Raw genomic sequence first — 20912 nt, 5'->3', positions numbered from 1 at the left:
GTGATTGAATGTTAAGTTAAAATTGAGGCATTTATAATTGTTTAAGTATCTCAACAGCAGTTTGTTTCCCTTCTAAATCATTACTAATCACTTCATTAAGCAATCCCTCCACAACTTTTTTATCAAAAGGTTTTATTTTCATCAATGCTAAAGCTTCATAGAATTTCCCGGGATTAGCAAATAGGTTTTCTTGTTTACCTAATTCATGAAAACGAATTACAGCTTTTGGATAATCTCCTAATTTCAACGCCGTAATTCCCGATACTTTTAAAACTTCTGCGCCATCTGGTTTTCTTTCTAACATTTTATCAAAAATAGACTGAGCATCTTTGTATGATTTTTGATTGAAAAATCTCAAACCCATTTGTAAACTATCTGTGCTGCCATCCATTTTTACAGGCAAACTCTCAAAATGCTCTTGGATATATACATCGGCAATTTCATCAGCATTTATGCCATTCTTTTGAACAAAAATCCAAGTAACAATAGCAATAAGTACAGACGCAGCGATACCAGTAATCCATCCGTTCAAACGAATTTTATTGTTTTTTACTAGCTTTTTTCTCAATTCTTCAAATTCCTGCTTTCTCTTTTCTTTAGCATTTTCACGGGCAGCAATTTTAGTGTTCAAATAAAATGCTACTTCATTTGCCAAAGTTTCGTCGGTTGCTAATTGTGTTTCAAACAATTGACGTTCCTCATTGCTTAAAGTATGATTAAAATATGATTCAATTCTTTCTAACATTTTCTTAATTTTTTAATTGATTAATAGAAACAGAACGTATTCTTTCGATTTGGAGACAAGTATCAAAAATTTACATTTTTTAAAATTGTTTGTATAATGCTTTTAATTTTTCTAAACATCTCAAACGGCTCGTTTTCACTACACCAGCAGACTGATAACCCATTTCAAAAGCTATTTTTTCATCTGCTAAACCTTCACTCCAAGCCATCATCATTTGTTGGCACTTCTCTCCTATTTGTTTAATCTTGGTTCTTAGAATATTTACTTCGTTTTCAGACACCAATTTTTGTAAAATACTCTTGGTTTCATCTGGCACAGCGACTAGTAAATCATCAATTGATTCAGTTTTATAGACGCTCATCTTGTTAGTCGAAGTTTTTCGTAAGAAGTCAACACATTTATTAGAAAAAATTTGAAAAAGATATGTTTTTAAGGACGATTTGCCTTCAAAGCGTTTATTTAAGATATTTTCGATAACAACAAGAATGGTATCAGAGTATAAACTCGCTGCATCATCCTCAGATAGTTGATGTTTAAACGTAGCATCTTTAATCAAATAAGCGAATTGTTCGTACAGCTTATTTTCAGTCGCTCTTTTCAGCACTGAGTCCCCTAAAATTCCTGATAAAATCTCATCATCCGATACTATTCCACGAGTAAAAAAAATCATTTCGATAAAGGTTATTTAAGCAATTTTAAGTAGTTTTTGTTTGGAGGAGGTGTTAAGAAGTATTATCAATAAACTAATATTTTTATACTTCTTTTCTGAAGATGTATTTTCATACAAAAGGGCAAAAACCAATATTTGAATCTGTCTTTCCACAAAAATAGAAAAAGTTTTCAATTGGCTAAATAAAACATTTAATAGCCAATTGAAAACCAAGAATTTAAAATTAATATTTTATCTAAAAAACTTTCCTGTAGTTGTTGTTAAAAAGTCATTAAAGTCAATTTCTTCTTGTTTGATAAATCCTTTTTGTGGTAGTTTTTTGTCTGCTACCATTTCAATAACACTCACAATTGAAGCCGCCGTTGTCCATGAAATCGCACGCCAATGTTTTCCATCAATCAAAATAGGTGAATAAGCCTTATAAAATTCTTCTCTTTCAATAACACCATTTTTCCAACCTTCCACTACAGCATATACGTAAACAACGTCTTCTTGCACAGGCGGTTTGGCTTCTGTAAGAATTTCTTCTAGTAATTCTCTGCGATTTTTCAAGATTAATTCATAGAGTAAAAACTTCATTAATTTTCCATGGCCAGGATAGCGAATTGTTTTATAATTCAATGTATCTACTTTCCCTTCGAAGGTTTCGCACATTGTTCCTAAGCCTCCAGAAGTACTAAAAGCTTCAAATTCATTTCCTTCAATATTGATGGTTTCTAAACCATCCAAAGCCGATACTAATTTCAGTTTTCCATTATGAATTACTTCACAATCGTTGATATACTCATTAATCACACCCGCTGGCGACCATGTAAAAGAGTAACCAAGTAACCCATTGGGGTATTTTGGCAGTGCGCCTACTCTTAATTCAATATCTCGAAGCTTGATAAAACGTTTCGCTAAATCTGCTCCAACAATTCCTATCAAACCCGGAGCTAAGCCACATTGTGGAGCTAAAACTGCTGAACTTCCTTCTTCTGCCATTTTTCGGATAGCACTTGTCGTTGGTACATCTTCGGTTAAATCGAAATAATGTTTCCCATTTTTATGAGCCGTTTGAGCAATCTTTAAATTCAAATTATAGGGCATACAAGAAACGATAGCATCAAATGTTGGAATCAAATTTTCCAGAAAAATTAAGTCTGTAACATCACCTTTGATTACTTCGAAAGGCACTTCTGATGAAGGAAAACTCTTGTCTAAACCCTTTACTTCAAAACGTTTGGACAATAGAATTCCCACCAATGAGCCGACTTTGCCCATCCCAATTACTAATATATTTTTCATGATTTTATTCGATTAGCTGTCAGCTTTTAGGCAAGGCTAAAAGCTGACAGTTGCTGAGGGTGAAATTTGTTTGTTGTGAAGTGAAGTATTCTGGCGGTTTAATCTTACCATTAGAATACTATATCAAAAAAGCTGAAATCCGTTTTCCGAAATCTAAACTCCTAATTTCTTTTAGTCATTTCAAAAAGATTGGTTGCTTGTTCGCCTAAAAAACCATCAAACCAAACTTTTTTACCATCCGTTTCAAGGTATCCTCTTTCTGCTAACTCGTAATAAGCATAAGACCAATTAAGTGTTCCCAAGCTTCCGTCAGCTTCAATCACTGGGCAATCTTCATCAATCGCTTGCGTTGAACTTTGGCGGAGTTTACTTCCTTTCTCACCTTCAATCGCAGGTTTTATCGGAACACCGATACTTTCCAAAGCGGCCATTGTGCCTTCAATTCCATCCCATTCTGGTACATTTTGATAATTGATATAAGCCGTAAAATGGTTGACAGAATTACCATGCAAGAGTGTCCAAGCAGCAAATTGAGATTCTTGATTGACTGCTAGAATCGTTTCCTTTTTAACAGGCGACCAAGGACGAGCAAAGTATTTCACTAATGCTTCCACCAAACGATCGGCTTCTGCCGTAATCAATTCTTTATTATGTTTTAGAGAAGCTAATAATTGACGAGCTTCGCCAGCTAACAAATCAGGTGCATCTTTCACGGCTTCATTAATCAAAACTTGTGTTGCTTCAGAAAGTTCAGTTACTTCTAATTGTGTTACAAAAAATTTTGGGAAATTAATATTGGTAGGATGTTGATAATGAAATGAATTCAAATGTTTTGATGGAAAAGAGTATGGTGATATTTTTTCATAACCCAAAGCTTCGAGTATTTCCGCAATAGCAGGAATTCCCGCTGGTTGTTTACCCGTTAACGTATTGAAAGTACGGAAAGCACAATGGTCATTCACCACATTTCCACCTTTAGATATCACAAAGTCTGCATATTGTTGCGCATATTTTACTCTTTGGCAATAGCCCTCCCAGAGCTTTTCCATGAGAGATTTAGTGATTGTTTCTTGCGTTTTCATAATTATATAATTAGTTGTGAATGAGTAAATTGTGATTTAGTGAGTTGTGAATGAGTGATTGAGTGATTTTTTGTAACTCTATTATTTATCATTGAAATTATTCACTCATTCACAACTCACTAAATAATCTATTCTATAAATTAAATTTTATTCCTTGTGCCAAAGGCAATTGTTTTCCGTAATTGATGGTATTGGTTTGTCGCCTCATATAAGCTTTCCAAGCATCAGAACCAGATTCTCTTCCTCCACCAGTTTCTTTTTCTCCGCCAAAAGCTCCGCCAATTTCTGCACCAGAAGTACCAATATTTACATTGGCAATGCCACAATCTGAGCCATTTACTGATAAAAACATCTCTGCTTCACGTATATTCAAAGTAAAAATAGAAGAAGACAAACCTTGAGGCGCATCATTCTGAATATCAATTGCTTCCTCAATAGTTGAATACGACATAAGGTACAAAATTGGAGCGAATGTTTCATGCTTTACAATCCTGAAATCGGATTTTACTTCTGCAATACATGGCTTTACATAACAACCAGATTCATACCCTTCTCCAGAAAGTACTTCTGCATCAACTAACATTTTTCCACCTTCTTGATATACCGATTCTACAGCTTCAGTATATGCTTCAACCGCTTTCGTATCAATTAATGGGCCTACATGATTATTTTCATCTAAAGGATTACCAATGCGCAATTGTTGGTATGCTTTTATTAAACGTTCTTTTACTGATTCGTAAATTGACGCATGAATAATTAATCTTCTAGTAGAAGTACAACGCTGACCAGCAGTGCCAACTGCACCAAAAACAACAGCAGGAATAGCAATATTTAAATCTGCATTTTCTGTAATTATAATGGCATTATTTCCGCCTAATTCTAATAGACTTTTTCCCATTCTAGCAGCGACGGTCGCTCCAACAATTTTTCCCATTCGGGTTGAACCTGTGGCTGAAATCAAAGGGACTCTGGTATCTGAAGTAAGCCATTCTCCTACTTGATAATCACCAGTAATAATATTTGACACTCCTTCTGGAATATCATTTTCCTTGAGTACCGAAGTAATAATATACTGACAAGCGATAGCTGTTAATGGTGTTTTTTCTGAAGGTTTCCAGATACAAACATCGCCACAAACCCAAGCGAGCATAGCATTCCAAGACCAAACTGCTACAGGAAAATTAAACGCTGAAATAATGCCAACGATTCCTAAAGGATGATATTGTTCATACATTCTGTGTTCTGGACGTTCGGAGTGCATCGTTAAGCCATACAATTGGCGAGATAAACCTACAGCGAAATCACAGATGTCTATTATTTCTTGTACTTCTCCTAAACCTTCTTGTAAACTTTTTCCCATTTCATAAGAAACTAATTTACCAAGTTCAGATTTATACTCCCGAAAAGCCATACCCATTTGTCTAACAATTTCTCCACGCCTTGGCGCAGGAATGTTTCGCCAAGTTTTAAAAGCATCATTTGCCTTTTCAACAACCTGTTGGTAATCTTGAAAAGTAGTTTTTGTCACCTCTGCAATCAATTGATTATCGACAGGCGAAAACGAAGCGAGCAATTCTTCTCCAGATGACCAAGCATTTAGGCCTGTGCTCGTTCCGAAATTGACAGATTTAATGTTTAATTTTTCTAAAATAGTTTGCATGACGAAAAAGCTCAACTTTTTGTGTTGATTTATTTAATTTTTCTAAGAATGGGCTTCTTAGCACAGAATATTAACAAATATTGATTTTTCCGAAATGTATGCTCAATTATTCTAATTTGCAAGTATTTAAACTCTTAACAATATACGTAAGCAAGCAGCGAAAATATTACTATTTTAAGGCTAAAAAATTTTAGGCTATGCTAAAATTAGGGATTGTAGTATTTTTATGAGAAATAAAATACTGAAATTTTTTCAAAAAAAATATTTCGCTTGCAACGTTTTATACTTTTTTGACATCTTATAGACAAACCTAAATCCATTCATCCGTTTCCTTAACCATTCGTACGGATTTTAACAAAATTTATGGTATTATGTATTGCATAGTACCTAACAAAACACTTAACTTTGTATTGTAATAAAAGAACCACTCCTACGACATATACATAGAACATTTAAAACGAATCATAAAGATGAAATCTTTTACAATTGCTCTTACATTATTTACGTGTATCACTTTGTCTAATAACGCATTAGCCATTGGATTTCCACATAATTTGTTGTCGGGAAAGAAGGTTGAAAGAAAAGAAATGAAATCAAAAAATATTGTTCCTGATATTCAGAAAAAAACAATATTGAATAAGGAAAGTCGTTTATTAAGTATCGGAAGCAGAATTTTACTTCAAGCTTTTAAGCGTGAAGAATAACAATAATCTTACTCGACCTTTGGTCGAATTTGCCTTGATTGGCATTTTTAGAACACATTATCTATTTAGTTTTGGTTTAAGGATGATTTGTAGCGAAGCCTTTTAGGTTTCGCTACATTTGTTTTAACTCGTTCGTAATAAAATCTGTAATTTCTGCTACATTTTTGGCATCAAACCAATGAAATTCATCTTGATTTTTAAACCAAGTCATTTGTCGTTTGGCATATCTTCTTGAATTTCTTTTCAATAATCTCACCATTTCTTCACGGTCATAATTTCCATCAAGATGCTCGTAAATTTCTCGATAACCAACAGTTTTCAACGCATAATGTTCACGGTACTCCATTACTGCTTTTGCTTCGGCTTCCAAACCCCCTTCCAACATCAAATCCATACGAGTATCAATTCTCGCATAAAGTTCTTCTCGTGGGCGTTCCAAAGCAATTTTTAGCATTTTGAAAGGTCGCTCTACTTTCTGATTTTTCCTAAAACTTGAAAAAGGTTTGCCCGTTGATATACAAACCTCTAAAGCACGCAATACTCTTTGCGTATTTTGGTCATCTACTTGTTCAAAATAAACAGGGTCTAGTACTCTTAATTCCTCTTTTAATTGACTCAAACCTTCTTTTTCAAAGCGTTCTGCCAATTGTTGTCGCAAAATCAAATCAGCTTCTGGCATTTCGTCGATGCCATCAGTTATCATTTTGATAAACATTCCCGAACCACCTGTTAGAATTGCAGTATCTTTTCTAGTAAAAATTTCTTCTAAAACCTTTAAGCAATCACGCTCAAAATCACCAACCGAATAATAATCATGAATAGAATGTGAATTAACAAAATAATGTGGTACTCCATCCATTTCCTCCTCAGTAGGCTTGGCTGTTCCGATGGCAAGTTCACGATAAAATTGGCGAGAATCTGCTGAAACCACTTCTGTATCAAGCAATTTGGCAAGTTTTACACACAAATCTGTTTTCCCAACAGCCGTTGGACCGACGATGATGATGAGAGTTTTACTTGAATTTCGGATTTCGGATTTCGGGTTTCGGATTTCGGACATAATTTTTATTTAGCTACGAGCCGTGAGCTTTCAGTCTTGAGTTTTAAGGTATGTTTTGTAAACGAAGAATGAATATTTTAGAATTAAAAAATATACTATTTTACTGAAATCCGAAGTCCGATAACTGATAGCTCACAGCTCATTGCTGAAAGCTTCTAAACTCCTCCGAAGTATTAACATTCTTCAACATTTTAGCATCTGGAATTTGAAGTAATTCTATGTCTAAACTTTGTAAAAGTCGCATTGTCGATTTTTTTTCTTGCTGAATAAATACTTGTAAAGGCTCGTAAAATTTAGCTTCAAAAATTGTAAGTAAAGGTTCAGGAAATTGTTCTTCTGGATTTTCAAAAGCAGTAGCGTACTTTTCTGGATTTCTATTTTTGAGTAAAAAATCAATTGTTTCTTGACTCACCAAAGGCATATCGCAAGCAATTATCAGCCAAGCAGATTCAGGAAATTGTTGAAAAGCGGAAAAGATTCCCACAATCGGACTCTTCACTGCAAGCTCAACATCTTGAATATAAGGCAATTCTGTTTGTTGATGAGCATTAATTGATACAAATACTTCATCACAAAAAGGTTTCATCAATTCATAAAGATACTGTTCCTGACTCTTTCCATGATAATTCAATAAACGCTTTTCCGTTCCCATTCGAGTACTCATTCCTCCAGAAAGAATTAATCCTTTGGGTTTTGGGATGTCGGATGTCGGATTTCGGTCGTCAGATTTCGGGTATGAGCTTTTAGCTAACAGATAATCATTATGGCTTAAATTTTTATTCATTTCTAATTCTACTTAAATACTTCATTACTAAAAAACTGAAAATCCGATGACCGAAAGCTGAAAGCTCACAGCTTATAATCACTTTTCCCGCCAGTCTTTGAAATCAGTTTTGTTTCTTTAATAATGATATCGTGCGAGAAAGCTTTACACATATCATAAATCGTCAAAGCGGCAATACTTGCTCCTGTCAACGCCTCCATTTCTACGCCAGTTTTTGCCGTAAGCGAGCAAATACAAGTAATAATCACTTCATTACCAGCAATTTCAGTTGAAAACTTACAAGAATCTAAACCCAATGGATGGCAAAGAGGAATCAAATCAGAAGTCTTTTTTGCTCCCATCGTTCCGGCAATAATTGCCGTTTGAATCACAGAACCTTTCTTGGTTTTAAGGTCTCCATCCTGAAAATTCGCCATGATTTCGTCCGTCAATACCACAATACTTTGAGCAATGGCAGTACGTTTTGTAATCGCTTTTTCAGAAACATCCACCATCGAAGGCTGATTATCGGAATCTAAATGTGTAAAGGTTTTCATATCACTATCGTCAAAAATCCGTTTGAACAAAATCTAAAGAATCAACGATTCCCAAAGGAATCCTGTTTATTTTTGCACAAAGGTAAATATCTAATCTTGATTCCCTACGTTTAGTCGAAATTGAGTTTTGGCTAACAATCCAACTATTCTTATGATTTCAGTAGAAGAAGCTCTAAAAATTGTATTAGCCAACCAACATGAAACAACAGTTTCGGAAGTTCCGCTATTGTCGTCTGTCGGTAGGATTTTAGCAGAAAACATTTATGCCGACCGAGATTTTCCTCCTTTCAACAGAGTAGCAATGGACGGCTTGGCTTTTTGTTTTAATGAAGTAGATTTACAAAAAATTGTCCTTGAGAATATTCAATTCGCAGGCGAAGCTCAAAAGACTTTACAAGATACCAGCAAAGGCATCGAAGTAATGACAGGAGCAATTTTACCTTTGGGTTGTGATACTGTACTCCGTTATGAAGATTTCAACATTCAGCAAGATGGCGAAAAAAAATTTGCTTCCATAAGTATTCCAAGCGAAGAAATTAAAAAAGGGCAAAATGTACATCTGCAAGGATCAGACCGAAAAGCTAAAGAAGTTTTATTGCAAAAAGGCATCAAAATTAGTCCCGCTGAAATTGCCGTAATGGCAACTGTCGGCAAAAGTATTGTGAAAGTACAGAGTACGCCAAAAATAGCACTTATTTCTACGGGAGATGAATTAGTTGATATTGAAGAAACGCCATTAGCGTATCAGATTCGTACTTCCAACGCTTATATGTTGGCGGCAGCTTTACAGCAAATTGGTGTTGAAGCTACTACTTTTCATTTGATTGATGAAGAAAAAGTACTCTACCAAAAGCTCAAAGAAATCATTCATTCATACGATATTTTACTATTGAGCGGGGGAGTTTCAGCAGGGAAAAAAGATTTTGTTCCAGCCATTTTAACAGATTTAGGATTAGAAAAACTATTTCATAAAGTAGCCCAAAAACCGGGAAAACCTATGTGGTTTGGCAAAACAAAAGCAGGAAAAATCATCTTTGCTTTACCCGGAAATCCAGTTTCTACTTTTTTATGTTTTTGTAAATACGTATTGCCAACGCTGAAAGCTGAGATTAAACATGAAGAAGTAATTTTAGACAGAGACATTATTTTCAAGCCAGATTTAACCTACTTCGTACCCGTAAAAACGTATTTTGAAGCTGGAAAAATGATGGCTAAACCTTTCTTAGGAAGTGGCTCAGCAGATTTTGCCAATCTGACAGATTGTGATGGTTTTGTAGAATTACCTGCTGAAAAACAAGTTTTTAAAGCAGGTGAAGTATTTGGATTTGTAAGGTTTAGGTAGCGATTAGCTTTGAGCCTTGAGCTATGAGTTTTTCTAATATTAAAAGCTCATGGCTCAGAGCTAAAAGCTAAACAATAATTTTATCCTGCACAAACTCCAACATTCTTTTATCTCCGTAATATAAACCTTCGGGATTTGAAGCATAAAAACCACAATGTCCACCATAATTTGGATATTCCGAAAAAATATAATCTGAGTTTTTGGCGACATCTAACATCGCACAGCTTTCAGATAAAACTGGATCATTTTTGGCATTTAAAATAAAAGCAGGAATCCTGATTTTAGGAACATAAGGCGCTGCGGCACATTGCTCATAATACTCTTCAGCATCTTTCATTCCATGTAATGGAGCGATATAATTGTTCGTAAAATCGTCTAGGTACTTATATTTATCAAATTCTCTAAAAATTTGGTTATCAATCAATTCCCAACGATTTTTCAAAAATTTCAACAATTTACTTTTAAATCTTTCAGCATAAAAGCCCGTTTTTCCCATTGCATTTACACTTCCTTGTAAATCTGTTGGACAAGAAACTGCTATTACTTTTTTTACTTTATCGGGAATCTCCTCTCCTTTTTCACCTGCATATTTCAAAGAAATATTTGCGCCTTTACTGTAACCCACCAACACAATTTCTTCGTAATTATCTTTCGTTAAAGCATGATTTACGACGGCTTCTAGTTCATCGCTTCCCCCATGAATCGTCATTCGCTCTAAGCGATTTTTTTCTCCACTCAATCCTCTATGATTCCATGCCAAAACATCCCAGCCAATTGAATTAAAAGCTTTTGCTCCTCCTAATAAATAAGGTCTTGTAGTATTTCCTAAAAATCCATGTGAAAGTATCGCTAAAGATTTGCTAGGCTGAACCACTTCATCAACTTTTGTTTCCTCTTTCTTTTTTGATTTTGCTTTCTTATTAATAGCACCTGCCTTCGACCAATCTAAATCTAAAAAGTCTCCATCCCACAGTTCTAATCGTTCACGTTCGTATTGAATTCCAGTTACTTTTCTAAGCGTACTTGGATATATTGTTGAAAAATGTGCATCTTTCCAGATATGTGAAGTTCTGTAAGACGTTTGAATAATGGGCATATTTCTAATATTTATACAACAATATGCCCGCAAAATTGGGCTGTATTGTCGATGATTTTTCCACCTTTTCTAAAACCTAGACCACATGCTTCGCCAGCAAAAAAAACACCTGCTTGATAAAAATTGCCAGCACGGTCGCTCAAAAATTCAGTATATTCTTGATAAACGGCTTCTTGTTCAAAATATTCTCCTTCTTTTGCATCAATCGTTGCACCATCTTTCGAAAGTATTTTCACATTAGCTCCTTCTCTGCCAAAAAGTACTTTTTGTACGCAAGTTTTATTCGCCAAAGGTTTTCTAGCTGTTTCTAACAACAAAGGATGATTCGGAAATAATTTCCATAAAATATTCAAAAGTCCTTTTGACTGAAACAATAACGTATAGGCGGGATTTAATACAATTACTTTATTATCGTAAACTAGTTTGGTAAGAATATCAGCCAATTCAGGTTCATCCCAACCAATGTATTCCCAAGGCACTAGCTTAAACCAAAAATCATAACGAGTAAATCTCCCATCGCTTTCATTTTGCTTGAAAATTCCTTCCACAGGCGAAAATTCTACATTTTCAATATTTTCATAAGCTACTTCAAAACCTGCTTCCAAAGCTGCTTCTCCCAATACTTTCATATTGGTATCATCTTCTGGAAAACCTTCCATTGTTGAAATCAGCAAAGTGGGTGAAAGCACTGGGTTTTGACGTTTTACTTCTTTCAATTGTTCGACTAAAGCTTCATACAAAGTATTAAATTGTGAACTTTCGTCTAAACCATTTGCCTTTAAAGAAGCCCATTGCACAACAGCAGTTTCTGGAATACAAGTAGCTGTATCGGCATTAAATTCTATCAATTTTATTGGTTTTCCGTCTAAACCTCCACTCAAATCAAAGCGTCCGTACAAATGCCAATGATTATCATTTTCCCAAGAATATTTTACTAATTTGATGAGATTTTCTGGAATTCCTAATTCAGCAAAAAGTTCATTTTCAACGACATACTGAGCAGCTTCAATGTACATTTCGTATAATTGATTTACGGCTTCATAGTATTGTTCGGCTTCTTTTTCAGAAACTATAACCATCTCGTCGGTAATGTAGGGCAAAGTGTTTTCGCCAAGCATCCAATCCCAACCAACATTTTGTAGCGTTTGTGTAGGTGATATATTTAATTTTTTGAGATTCATTGTAAATAGCTATGAGCTGTCAGCAGTGAGCTTCAGCTTTTTTTAATATGGTAAAAATGTATTTTTCTCTGAAAACAAAACTTAAAAGCTCACGACTAATTGCTCAAAGCTTATACTTATAACTATCCACGAAATCCTCCATGACTTGAACTATGAAAGAAACCACTTCTTCCCGAAATCGGGCGAGAAGTAATTGTTCTTGAACTTCCGATGTTTTCGTGAATCGTGCTAGATTTTTGAAAAGCACTTGCTGTAGCATAATAACGACCTATTCCCCCTCCATAATATCCAACATGGTGTCTTCTTCTTGAACTGTCTTGCTTTGTACTGCTATAGGAAGAATTTGATGAACTAAAATTATTCGACATATCTGGGCGATAATTTGAGTAAGTCGGGCTTAAAGTTTTTGCTAATAAATAGCCCATTCCACCATATAACAAAGCATTCGACAAATTATTACTTTGACCAATTTGCGTTTGATTTGTGGCAATTTCATTATCAATCAAGGCTTTTACTGCTCTTGGAGAAAGGGTATCTTTTTTTCCATCCAAATAAGTAACAATTGCTTTAGAACTATCCGCTGGTACTTCTACTTCATCTGTAATTTTGAATACCCCTTTAGAAGTCTCTGTGATATACGTTTTTACTCCTTTGGTATAAACTTCAACTTCCTCATAGTCGCCCTCATCATCTTGATTAGAACTTCCACAACTTTGAAGCATCACAGTATTTCCCAAAACAGCCAAAGCCAAAGTACTACTAACAGTAATGTCTTTGACTTTTCGAATAAATGAACTTTTGCGTAAAGGTGTCATTGTTTTTGAATAACGATTTTAAAAATCGTGAAATTTTGGTTTGTCCATCAAAGATATTCTGGATTTTTGCAATAAGAAAATACTTAGGAAGAATGGTATTTTATTTTGGGGAACGGTAAAGATGTGATAATAGTAGAAGATTTTTCTTGACAAAACCCAAATACTTTATTTGAAGCAAAAAAGCCTGATAGATAAAACTATCAAGCTTCCGTGTTTATTTTTTAATCTTCTTTGGCATTGGTGGTGCTGGTGGTAATGATGTCATTGGTGGTGGTGGTGGCGGTGGCGGCGGTGGACCAAGCGGCGCTACAAAATGTTCGCCAGTGGTTTTATCAGCAAAAAGAACAATCGTAGCATCCAAGTCTTTAGGATTTTTATTAATCATTTTACTGAGATTAAAACTAAAATGCGTTGGTAAGTCTGATACTTTTACTTTCTTTTTATCTCTTGCATTCTTACTTTTTTCATTTTCTTCCAAACTAATTTCAATTCTACTCAATTTTTTGGCTTCGTTGTATTCAACATTTTTTACTTTCACCAAAAAGCCATAGCTTTTAAATTCTTCAGCAACAATTCCATTGACCAAATCTGGAGTAATTTTTCTAGGACTCAAAGTCATTGAAATCTGGTCTTTTTTCTCATTAGTTCTAATCGTGTAAAGTTCTTTGTTGTCAGTAACTTTAACTTCTGGATAGGTATTCAAAGCACTATTTTGTGGCCTTTCAATACTTTTACTAGGCTTTTCTTGAAATTTCTTGACGACAGTTTCAAAAGAAAATGCCATCATAATTAGCCCCAAAATGGGCAGAACGGATAAGTAAGCAAACTTTTTCATAGGTATTGTTTTTTGTTTAGTAAATAAAAAATGAATTCTGTCGGAAAGGGGCTTTCGACTAAAAGAATGAATCATCATTGGCGAAACTTGAAAACCTGCTAGTTTCAATAATAAGTGTGCATAAGTCTGGGGATGATACTTTTCTATCATTCGGATATCTACTTCATATTCATGCACTTCCGCTAATGAACGTTGATATAACCAAACAATAGGATTAAACCAAAAAGTTATTTTAACAAGCTCAACAAAGAGTAAATCATAAGAATGAAAGAGACGAACATGCCAACGTTCATGTGCTAAAATTTGTTCGATTTCATCAGCATTTAGGTGTGAATCATCAATGAAAACCAGGTTAAAAAACGAAGCATTGGCAAATTTTCCAGTATTTGAGATATAAGGTTGAGAAGAGCCTTTCTTGAGATTTATCAACTTAAAAATTAAAACAATTATTCTTCCTGACATCAGCACAAAGCCCAACCAGTAAAATGAAAAGAGTAATTCAAACCAATTAAAACTTGTTCCGTTTTTATTTATTGTTACTTCTGAACCGATATTTCCGAATTCATCTATTTGTTTCAAAGAGTAAATTCGTGCATAATTGGCTAGGTCTTTAGCGTTAAAAGCCAATTCTTGAACTTCCCAAGTAAATGCTGGAACGAGCAAACTGAAAACTAAGCTCAACAATAGATAGATTCGATTGAGTCGAATGAAAGTAAAATTTCTAAATACAAAAAAGTAAAGTGCATACAAAAGCACCATCGAGATGCTCGATTCTAATAAATAATTCATAGTTGATAGGATTAAAAATTAGTATATTTTATCAGTTTTTTCCATCAATAATGTTTTTCAAAGCCTCTAATTCAGCAGAAGAAATTTTCTCTTCTTTTACCAAAAAAGACAATAAGCTACTCGCTGAATTATCGAAATAATTACTTAATACTTTTTTGAAGGTCTTCTTGGCATAATCTTCCTTGGAAACTATCGGAAAGTACTCGTAAGTTTTGCCATAGGCTTTGTAGCCAACAAAACCTTTCTTCTCTAAAATTCTCACTACCGACGAAATGGTATTGTATGGAGGTTTGGGTTCTTCATCCATTTTTTCGATAATATCTTTTACAAAAGCACTTTTCAACTCCCAAAGTGCCTGCATGATTTTCTCTTCTGTTTTCGTTAATTCTTCCATGAATCAAACTTATAACTTATTTTTCAGTTTTACAACTAAATATTAAGTTATTTAACGTATTGTTCAGTTAATATCTTAAAATACATTATTCAACTACCTTTGTACTTCAATAAAAAGCTTCGGCTTTCCAAGATTTTATGCAAACCAATTATTATTTCCTTCGTCAATTATCTAAAAAGCTTTCAACTGAACTGACTGGTTTGGTGTTGGCAGAATGTTTTTCTCAAGAAAAAGACGAAATTCTATTAGGCTTTTGTAGCGAAGGCAAACAATGGCGTGACCAAAAGGAATTTTATATCAAAGGCGTTCTTCATCCAGATTTTGCTTGTCTAGTTTTTCCAAAAGATTTCAAAAGAGCTGGCAGAAATTCTGTTAATCTCTTCAAAGAAATCATAGATTTAAAAGTACTAAGCATTCGTCAGTTTGAAAACGAGCGTGCTTTTGCTTTATATTTTGAAAATAACTTTGTTTTACTTTTTAAAATGTATGGAAATCGTTCAAACATTATTCTTTTTCAAGAAAACGAAGTAATTGATTTGTTCCAGAATAAATTGGTGATTGATAATAATGTAGAAATTGATAAACTAGACCGACCAATCGACCAAAGTTTTGAAGCTTTTCAGGAAAAAGGTTGGAAAGTACTCTTCCCTACTTTCGGTAAAGAAATCACAAAATTCTTAACAAAAAACAGTACTGAAGTTGTTGCTTGGGAACAAATTCAGTCGATTCTAAAACAACTAGAAACGCCTACTTTTTACATAAAAACAATAGATTTTCAGCCTGTTTTATCTTTAATTGATGAAGATGGTGAGATTTTAAATACTTTTTCTGACCCACTCGAAGCCAGTAATGCCTTTTATTATGCCCACAACAAAATCAATGTGATTGATAAAGAAAAAGGGCTAATCATTAAAGCACTTCAAAAAAGAAAGACACGCACGCAAACTTATATTGATAAATGTTATCAGCAACTTTCTGGATTAGATACTGGCGTAAAACACGATGAAATTGCGAACATTATCATGGCAAATCTTCATGCCATTCCTGAAAGAACAGAAGTAATTGAATTATATGATTTCTATCGTGACCAGCCAATTAAAATTCGTTTAAAGCCAGATTTGAGTCCACAGAAAAGTGCTGAGAATTATTATCGAAAATCCAAAAATGAAAAGATTGAAATCGAGAAATTGATGGAAAATGTAGAAGCTAAAGAAATGGATTTGGCTGAAATTGAACAGCAAATAAAAGACATTGAAGGTTTTGAAACCTTAAAAGAGTTTAGAAAATACGTAAAAGCAAATCAGCTAGAACCTTCACAAAAGGCGGTAGAAACAGTACAAACACTGTTTAAATGTTATCAATTTGAAGGGTATGAAATTTTGGTTGGACGCAATGCTAAAAACAATGATTTACTGACACAACGTTTTGCCCGAAAAGAAGATTTATGGCTACACGCTCGTGATGTTGCAGGTTCGCATGTCGTGATTCGTAAACAAGCGGGTAGGAATTTCCCAATCAATGTCATTGAAAAAGCCGCAGGTTTAGCCGCTTTTTACTCTAAAAGAAAAAACGATACACTTTGTCCAGTAATCGTTACTCCTAAAAAATATGTGAGAAAAACTAGGGATTTAGGTGAAGGACAAGTAATCATCGACAAAGAAGAAGTTATTATGATTGAGCCAAAACTTTAGCATAAAGTATTTTTTTATTTACAAAAAATATTAATTTTGAGGGAAATAAACTTATTTAATCATTTCATCAGCTTTTTAGAAAGCACTTTCTTATATTTTCAGAAAATAACAATTAGATTATTTTTATACAGAATTGTAAAAAAGTACAATAAAATGTGTCAATTTGACATGATTAAAACAATCAACAACTCATTGATTTACAATTAATTAAATACTTAATGATGGATTTTGCATAGCTTTTGCAATATTTTTAATAGTATTTAATTTATTTAATTTTGAATTAATGCAGTATCTTTCGGAGATGAAAAATAATATATAACCAAAAAAATAAAATAAACCCAATGCAAAAAGGACTGCAATCCATTGACTATCTAGTATTCTTCTTCTATTTTATCGTTGTAGCAGGCTACGGCTACTGGATTTACCAACAGAAAAAATCAAAACAAGCATCATCTACAGATTTCTTCCTTGCCGAAGGTTCACTTACTTGGTGGGCAATTGGGGCATCGATGATTGCTTCAAACATTTCAGCAGAACAATTTATTGGTATGGCTGGTAATGGTTTCAAAATGGGCTTAGCGATTTCGGCTTACGAATGGATGGCAGCCGCAACGCTTGTAATTGTCGCAGTATTTTTCATGCCTATTTACTTGAAAAATAAGATTTTCACCATGCCTCAATTTTTGAAGCAACGTTATAATTCAACCGTAAGTACTATTATGGCTGTATTCTGGTTGATTCTATACGTGGTTGTAAACCTTACTTCTATCTTATATTTAGGAGCCTTAGCAATTACAACAATTTCAGGAATCGACTTTACACTTTGTATGTGGGGTTTAGCATTTTTTGCCGTAATTATCACATTAGGTGGTATGAAAGTAATTGGTTTTACAGACGTTATTCAGGTATTCTTCTTAATCTTAGGCGGTCTTTGTACTACATATTTAGCATTGACATTGGTATCAGAACAATTTGGTGAAGTAGGAGCTGTAGAAGGTATGAAGCAAATGTTTACTCGTGCAGACGACCATTTCCACATGATTTTAAAGAAAGATAATCCTAATTATACTTCTCTTCCAGGTTTAGCGGTGTTAATTGGTGGTATGTGGATTGTAAACTTAAACTACTGGGGTTGTAACCAATACATCACTCAACGTGCATTAGGAGCTTCTCTTCCTGTAGCTCGTGAAGGGTTATTATTCGCAGGTTTCTTGAAATTATTAATGCCTCTTATCGTAGTTATTCCGGGTATTGCGGCTTATGTTTTATATCAAAATGGTTTATTCCAAAAAGAAATGTTAGGGGCAGATGGTACTGTAAATCCTGACCACGCTTATCCTGTTTTATTAAACTTACTTCCTGTTGGTTTAAAAGGTTTATCTTTTGCTGCTTTAACTGCTGCTATTGTAGCTTCTTTAGCTGGTAAGGCAAACTCAATCTCAACAATTTTTACGCTTGATATTTACCAAAAATTCTTCAAAAAAGATGCTACTGAACAAGAATTAGTAACAACTGGTAGAATTGTAATTGTAGCTTCGATGATTCTTGCCATTTTCATTTCTCCATTCTTAGGAATTGATAAAAAAGGTGGGTTCGACTTTATTCAAGAAATGACTGGTTATGTATCTCCGGGTATTTTTGCTGTATTCTTGTTAGGTTTCTTCTGGAAACGTGCCAATTCAGCTGGTGCAATGGTAGCAACAATTGGTTCAGTAGTTATCTCTTTAGTATTAAAAGAATTTCCAGATTGGACTGGCTTGTACCAAACACCAATCTATACATCTTTCTTAGATGCAGAAGGCAAACATATTATTCCTTTCCTTGACCGTATGGCGATTACTTTTGTAATATGCGTACTAGTAATGTTAATTTTAGGTTTACTAGACCCATCTACTAAAGAAAACCCTAAAGCTTTGGCTGTAGATGCTTCAATGTTCAAAACAACAAAAAGCTTTACAGTTGGCGCAATTGCCATCGTAATTATCTTAATTGTTCTTTATACTACTTTCTGGTAGAATAATTGATATTGTATTTAGCAAAAAAGGCATTAAGTAATCTTAGTGCCTTTTTTGTTACATTTGTGCTTCAAACAAATTCTTATTTTATGTCATCTCATCACGTTATCAGAGAACAACAAGAACCTGCACTTATTATTGCCAACGGTGAAGCCTGTAGTTTTGAACTTATGGGACAGTTACTTGAATGGTCGCCATTAGTCATTGTACTCGATTCTGCCATTAATCGTGTGTTGGAGTTAGGTATCAAAATAGATGTATTGTTGGGCGATTTTGATGTACTTAGAAACACTTCTGACTTTACTCTTTTGGATGAACAAAGTATCAAAAGAGCTGTAAATCTTGATAAAATCAGAGAAGAGCAATATCCGATTGAAATCGTACATACGCCCGACCAAAACAAAACTGATTTAGAAAAAGCTTTTGATTATTTGATTGAAAAAGGGTTTCCAGCAGTGAATGTTATTTGGGCAACAGGACGAAGAGCCGACCATACCATAACGAATGTTACCAACATCGTTAGATTTAGAGAACAATTGAAAATTGTTGTGATTGATGATTACTCCAAAATTTTTATCCTTCCAAACACTTATGAAAAATGGTATCCATCCAAAACACCCATTTCATTGATTCCAATTGGTGATGTAACTGGAATAAGTACAGAAAACCTAAAGTATGAATTATCAGATGATAGCCTAAAAATAGGCTACAGAACTGGAAGCAGCAATGAAGTAAAAGAAGATGGTTTAGTCAAAATCACTTATAAAACAGGTGATTTATTAATGATGGAATGTAATGATTAATCATTTTTATTCAGTGCAGGTTGTTCTAAATCCCAAATTTTCAAAGACTCAACTTTCACTTTTCTATGTTTAGTAAAAATTGAAAACATCACTGCTTCACTGCTTGGTGCAATTGAATCAGCTAACATTACTTCATTATTATTAGCAAAAAAACGCACATAATCTTTACTGACAATAACCTGCATTTTTACTCTTTTATTCACCAATTTTAAAGGCGCAATTAAATCTTTCACCGATGGTTTTGAAGATTTTATTCTATCAATGTAAAGATGTTTTTGATGTACATTGTAGCCTAAAACTAGCTCCTCTAATACTTTTTTAGGCTGATTCTTATCTTTCAATTGTGTTACTTTAAAACCAAAATTTCTTGCTGATTTACAAAGTAACTCTGCTTCTATTAAGTAATTATTCTTTGAAAAAAGCTCTGAGCCATTCAAAGGAACTTCTTTCGAAATAACAAAATCTTTCTTTTCAAAATATCGATAGGTTTGCTTCGGAATCAGCGAATCAAAAGCAATGTTTTGTCCTAAAACTGAGCAATGAATCAATAAGAGTATCGCTAATATTTTCATCCTTGAAATTGTTTTACACTGAAATTCACACCATCAAAAATGGCATAATGATTACTTTCTGCATTATCATAACACCACTGCCCTAAATTGATATAACGGCTACTTTCACCTGCTTCTAAATCTAATAAAAGATGACGATGACCAAAAACATAAAAATCATGGTGCTTTTGTTGTTCTATTTCTTTGGCATAAGCCCAAAGCCACTCGCCTTCCCCTCTGAACTGTAATTCACGTTTCAAATGTTCTTCCCCTTTTTTAGAGTCCGACCAAGCCATAGCTAATTTCATCCCAACTTGTGGATGAATCCAACCAAATGCCCATTGGCAAAACTTACTTTCAAAAACTAATTTTAATTTTTTATAGCCATAATCGCCTGGACCATAGCCATCACCATGAACCAAGTAAAATGAAGTGCTATGATTAGCTTGTTTGACGATGTATTCAGTGGGTTCTCTTAATACTTGAATACCCATTTCTTGTTGGAAATAATCAAAAATCCAAATATCATGATTACCTCTAAAAATCACAATTTCTATACCTGCATCCGATAATTCTGCCAATTTCCCTTGAAATCTGACAAAGCCTTTAGGAATTACATTCTCATATTCAAACCAGAAATCAAACAAATCACCCATCAAAAATATGGTTTGTGCATCTTTTTGAATATTATTCAACCAAGCAATAATCTTTTTTTCACGAATTAAACTCGTTTGATGGTCTGGATATCCTAAATGAAAATCAGAAGCAAAGTATATTTTTTTGTCGGCTTGTAAATTAATCGTAGTCATTGAAGCAAATTTAGAAAACAAATATACAATAAATCTAAGTCGTTTAGGTTGAAGTAGATTCCT

General features: G+C 34.0%; 20 protein-coding genes. 5 read left to right on the top strand and 15 right to left on the bottom strand.

Annotated elements, in window-relative coordinates; all coding sequences use genetic code 11:
- Positions 1-31: 31 nt before the first annotated feature.
- The 5 genes from ABID42_RS21510 to amaB form a co-directional block, all read right to left on the bottom strand.
- Complete coding sequence (locus ABID42_RS21510) at positions 32-745, bottom strand: hypothetical protein (RefSeq protein ID WP_367285416.1); 714 nt, start codon at positions 743-745, stop codon at positions 32-34.
- A 79-nt stretch (positions 746-824) separates the two neighbouring features.
- Entirely contained in the window at positions 825-1415 is a 591-nt protein-coding gene (locus ABID42_RS21505) for an RNA polymerase sigma factor (RefSeq protein WP_367285415.1), read from the bottom strand.
- Between the two features lie 231 nt (positions 1416-1646).
- Positions 1647-2702, bottom strand: coding sequence for a saccharopine dehydrogenase family protein (locus ABID42_RS21500; RefSeq protein WP_367285414.1), 1056 nt, complete (start codon positions 2700-2702; stop codon positions 1647-1649).
- 161 nt (positions 2703-2863) lie between these two features.
- On the bottom strand, positions 2864-3751 hold the full coding sequence (locus ABID42_RS21495) for a DUF1338 domain-containing protein (RefSeq protein ID WP_435521490.1): 888 nt from the start codon (positions 3749-3751) through the stop codon (positions 2864-2866).
- Between the two features lie 166 nt (positions 3752-3917).
- Positions 3918-5444 carry an L-piperidine-6-carboxylate dehydrogenase gene (gene amaB, locus ABID42_RS21490; RefSeq protein WP_367285412.1) on the bottom strand — a complete coding sequence of 509 codons (1527 nt, stop codon included), beginning with the start codon at positions 5442-5444 and terminating at the stop codon, positions 3918-3920.
- Between the two features lie 470 nt (positions 5445-5914).
- Between amaB and ABID42_RS21485 the strand changes: the two genes are divergently transcribed.
- Entirely contained in the window at positions 5915-6148 is a 234-nt protein-coding gene (locus ABID42_RS21485) for a hypothetical protein (protein WP_367285411.1), read from the top strand.
- Between the two features lie 112 nt (positions 6149-6260).
- Here ABID42_RS21485 and miaA read toward each other — a convergent pair whose 3' ends face one another.
- From miaA to moaC, 3 genes are all read right to left on the bottom strand, one after another.
- The gene (gene miaA, locus ABID42_RS21480) at positions 6261-7208 is read right to left on the bottom strand and encodes a tRNA (adenosine(37)-N6)-dimethylallyltransferase MiaA (protein WP_367285410.1); all 948 of its coding nucleotides are present in this window, start codon (positions 7206-7208) and stop codon (positions 6261-6263) included.
- Positions 7209-7347: 139 nt separating this feature from the next.
- Positions 7348-7992, bottom strand: a complete 645-nt coding sequence (locus ABID42_RS21475) for an NTP transferase domain-containing protein (protein ID WP_367285409.1) — start codon at positions 7990-7992, stop codon at positions 7348-7350.
- A gap of 65 nt (positions 7993-8057) precedes the next feature.
- Positions 8058-8528, bottom strand: a complete 471-nt coding sequence (gene moaC / locus ABID42_RS21470; protein WP_367285408.1) for a cyclic pyranopterin monophosphate synthase MoaC — start codon at positions 8526-8528, stop codon at positions 8058-8060.
- Positions 8529-8679: 151 nt separating this feature from the next.
- Between moaC and ABID42_RS21465 the strand changes: the two genes are divergently transcribed.
- Positions 8680-9870, top strand: a complete 1191-nt coding sequence (locus ABID42_RS21465) for a molybdopterin molybdotransferase MoeA (protein WP_367285407.1) — start codon at positions 8680-8682, stop codon at positions 9868-9870.
- Positions 9871-9937: 67 nt separating this feature from the next.
- Here the strand turns inward: ABID42_RS21465 and ABID42_RS21460 are convergent, their stop codons facing one another.
- The 5 genes from ABID42_RS21460 to ABID42_RS21440 form a co-directional block, all read right to left on the bottom strand.
- A complete protein-coding gene (locus tag ABID42_RS21460) occupies positions 9938-10966 on the bottom strand; it encodes a YheT family hydrolase (protein WP_367285406.1) in 1029 nt (342 codons plus the stop codon).
- Between the two features lie 11 nt (positions 10967-10977).
- Entirely contained in the window at positions 10978-12147 is a 1170-nt protein-coding gene (locus ABID42_RS21455; RefSeq protein WP_367285405.1) for a glutathionylspermidine synthase family protein, read from the bottom strand.
- A 122-nt stretch (positions 12148-12269) separates the two neighbouring features.
- Positions 12270-12962, bottom strand: a complete 693-nt coding sequence (locus ABID42_RS21450) for a Cj0371 family chemotaxis-regulating polar lipoprotein (RefSeq protein WP_367285404.1) — start codon at positions 12960-12962, stop codon at positions 12270-12272.
- Positions 12963-13176: 214 nt separating this feature from the next.
- Positions 13177-14586, bottom strand: coding sequence for a M56 family metallopeptidase (locus ABID42_RS21445; protein WP_367285403.1), 1410 nt, complete (start codon positions 14584-14586; stop codon positions 13177-13179).
- 31 nt (positions 14587-14617) lie between these two features.
- Entirely contained in the window at positions 14618-14980 is a 363-nt protein-coding gene (locus ABID42_RS21440) for a BlaI/MecI/CopY family transcriptional regulator (protein WP_323689645.1), read from the bottom strand.
- A gap of 137 nt (positions 14981-15117) precedes the next feature.
- On the opposite strand from ABID42_RS21440, the gene ABID42_RS21435 reads away from it, so the two are divergent.
- From ABID42_RS21435 to ABID42_RS21425, 3 genes are all read left to right on the top strand, one after another.
- Positions 15118-16671 (top strand): NFACT RNA binding domain-containing protein, encoded by a 1554-nt coding sequence (locus tag ABID42_RS21435; protein ID WP_367285402.1) that lies wholly within the window; start codon positions 15118-15120, stop codon positions 16669-16671.
- A 341-nt stretch (positions 16672-17012) separates the two neighbouring features.
- Positions 17013-18686: a sodium/sugar symporter gene (locus ABID42_RS21430; protein ID WP_367285401.1), complete on the top strand. Its 1674-nt coding sequence runs from the start codon at positions 17013-17015 to the stop codon at positions 18684-18686.
- An 89-nt stretch (positions 18687-18775) separates the two neighbouring features.
- Positions 18776-19489 (top strand): thiamine diphosphokinase, encoded by a 714-nt coding sequence (locus tag ABID42_RS21425; protein WP_367285400.1) that lies wholly within the window; start codon positions 18776-18778, stop codon positions 19487-19489.
- Here ABID42_RS21425 and ABID42_RS21420 read toward each other — a convergent pair.
- Together ABID42_RS21420 and ABID42_RS21415 are read right to left on the bottom strand one after the other, a co-directional pair.
- Positions 19486-20061 (bottom strand): GH32 C-terminal domain-containing protein, encoded by a 576-nt coding sequence (locus ABID42_RS21420; RefSeq protein ID WP_367285399.1) that lies wholly within the window; start codon positions 20059-20061, stop codon positions 19486-19488. The genes ABID42_RS21425 and ABID42_RS21420 overlap by 4 nt on opposite strands.
- Positions 20058-20849 (bottom strand): UDP-2,3-diacylglucosamine diphosphatase, encoded by a 792-nt coding sequence (locus ABID42_RS21415; RefSeq protein WP_367285398.1) that lies wholly within the window; start codon positions 20847-20849, stop codon positions 20058-20060. Before ABID42_RS21415 ends, ABID42_RS21420 begins: the two co-directional genes overlap by 4 nt.
- Between the last annotated feature and the right edge of the window lie 63 nt (positions 20850-20912).

This window comes from Arcicella rosea (assembly GCF_040543805.1).
GTDB classification, from domain to species: domain Bacteria; phylum Bacteroidota; class Bacteroidia; order Cytophagales; family Spirosomataceae; genus Arcicella; species Arcicella rosea.
The sequence above is the reverse complement of the archived record's forward strand: the minus strand, read 5'-3'. Positions and strand labels throughout refer to the sequence as shown.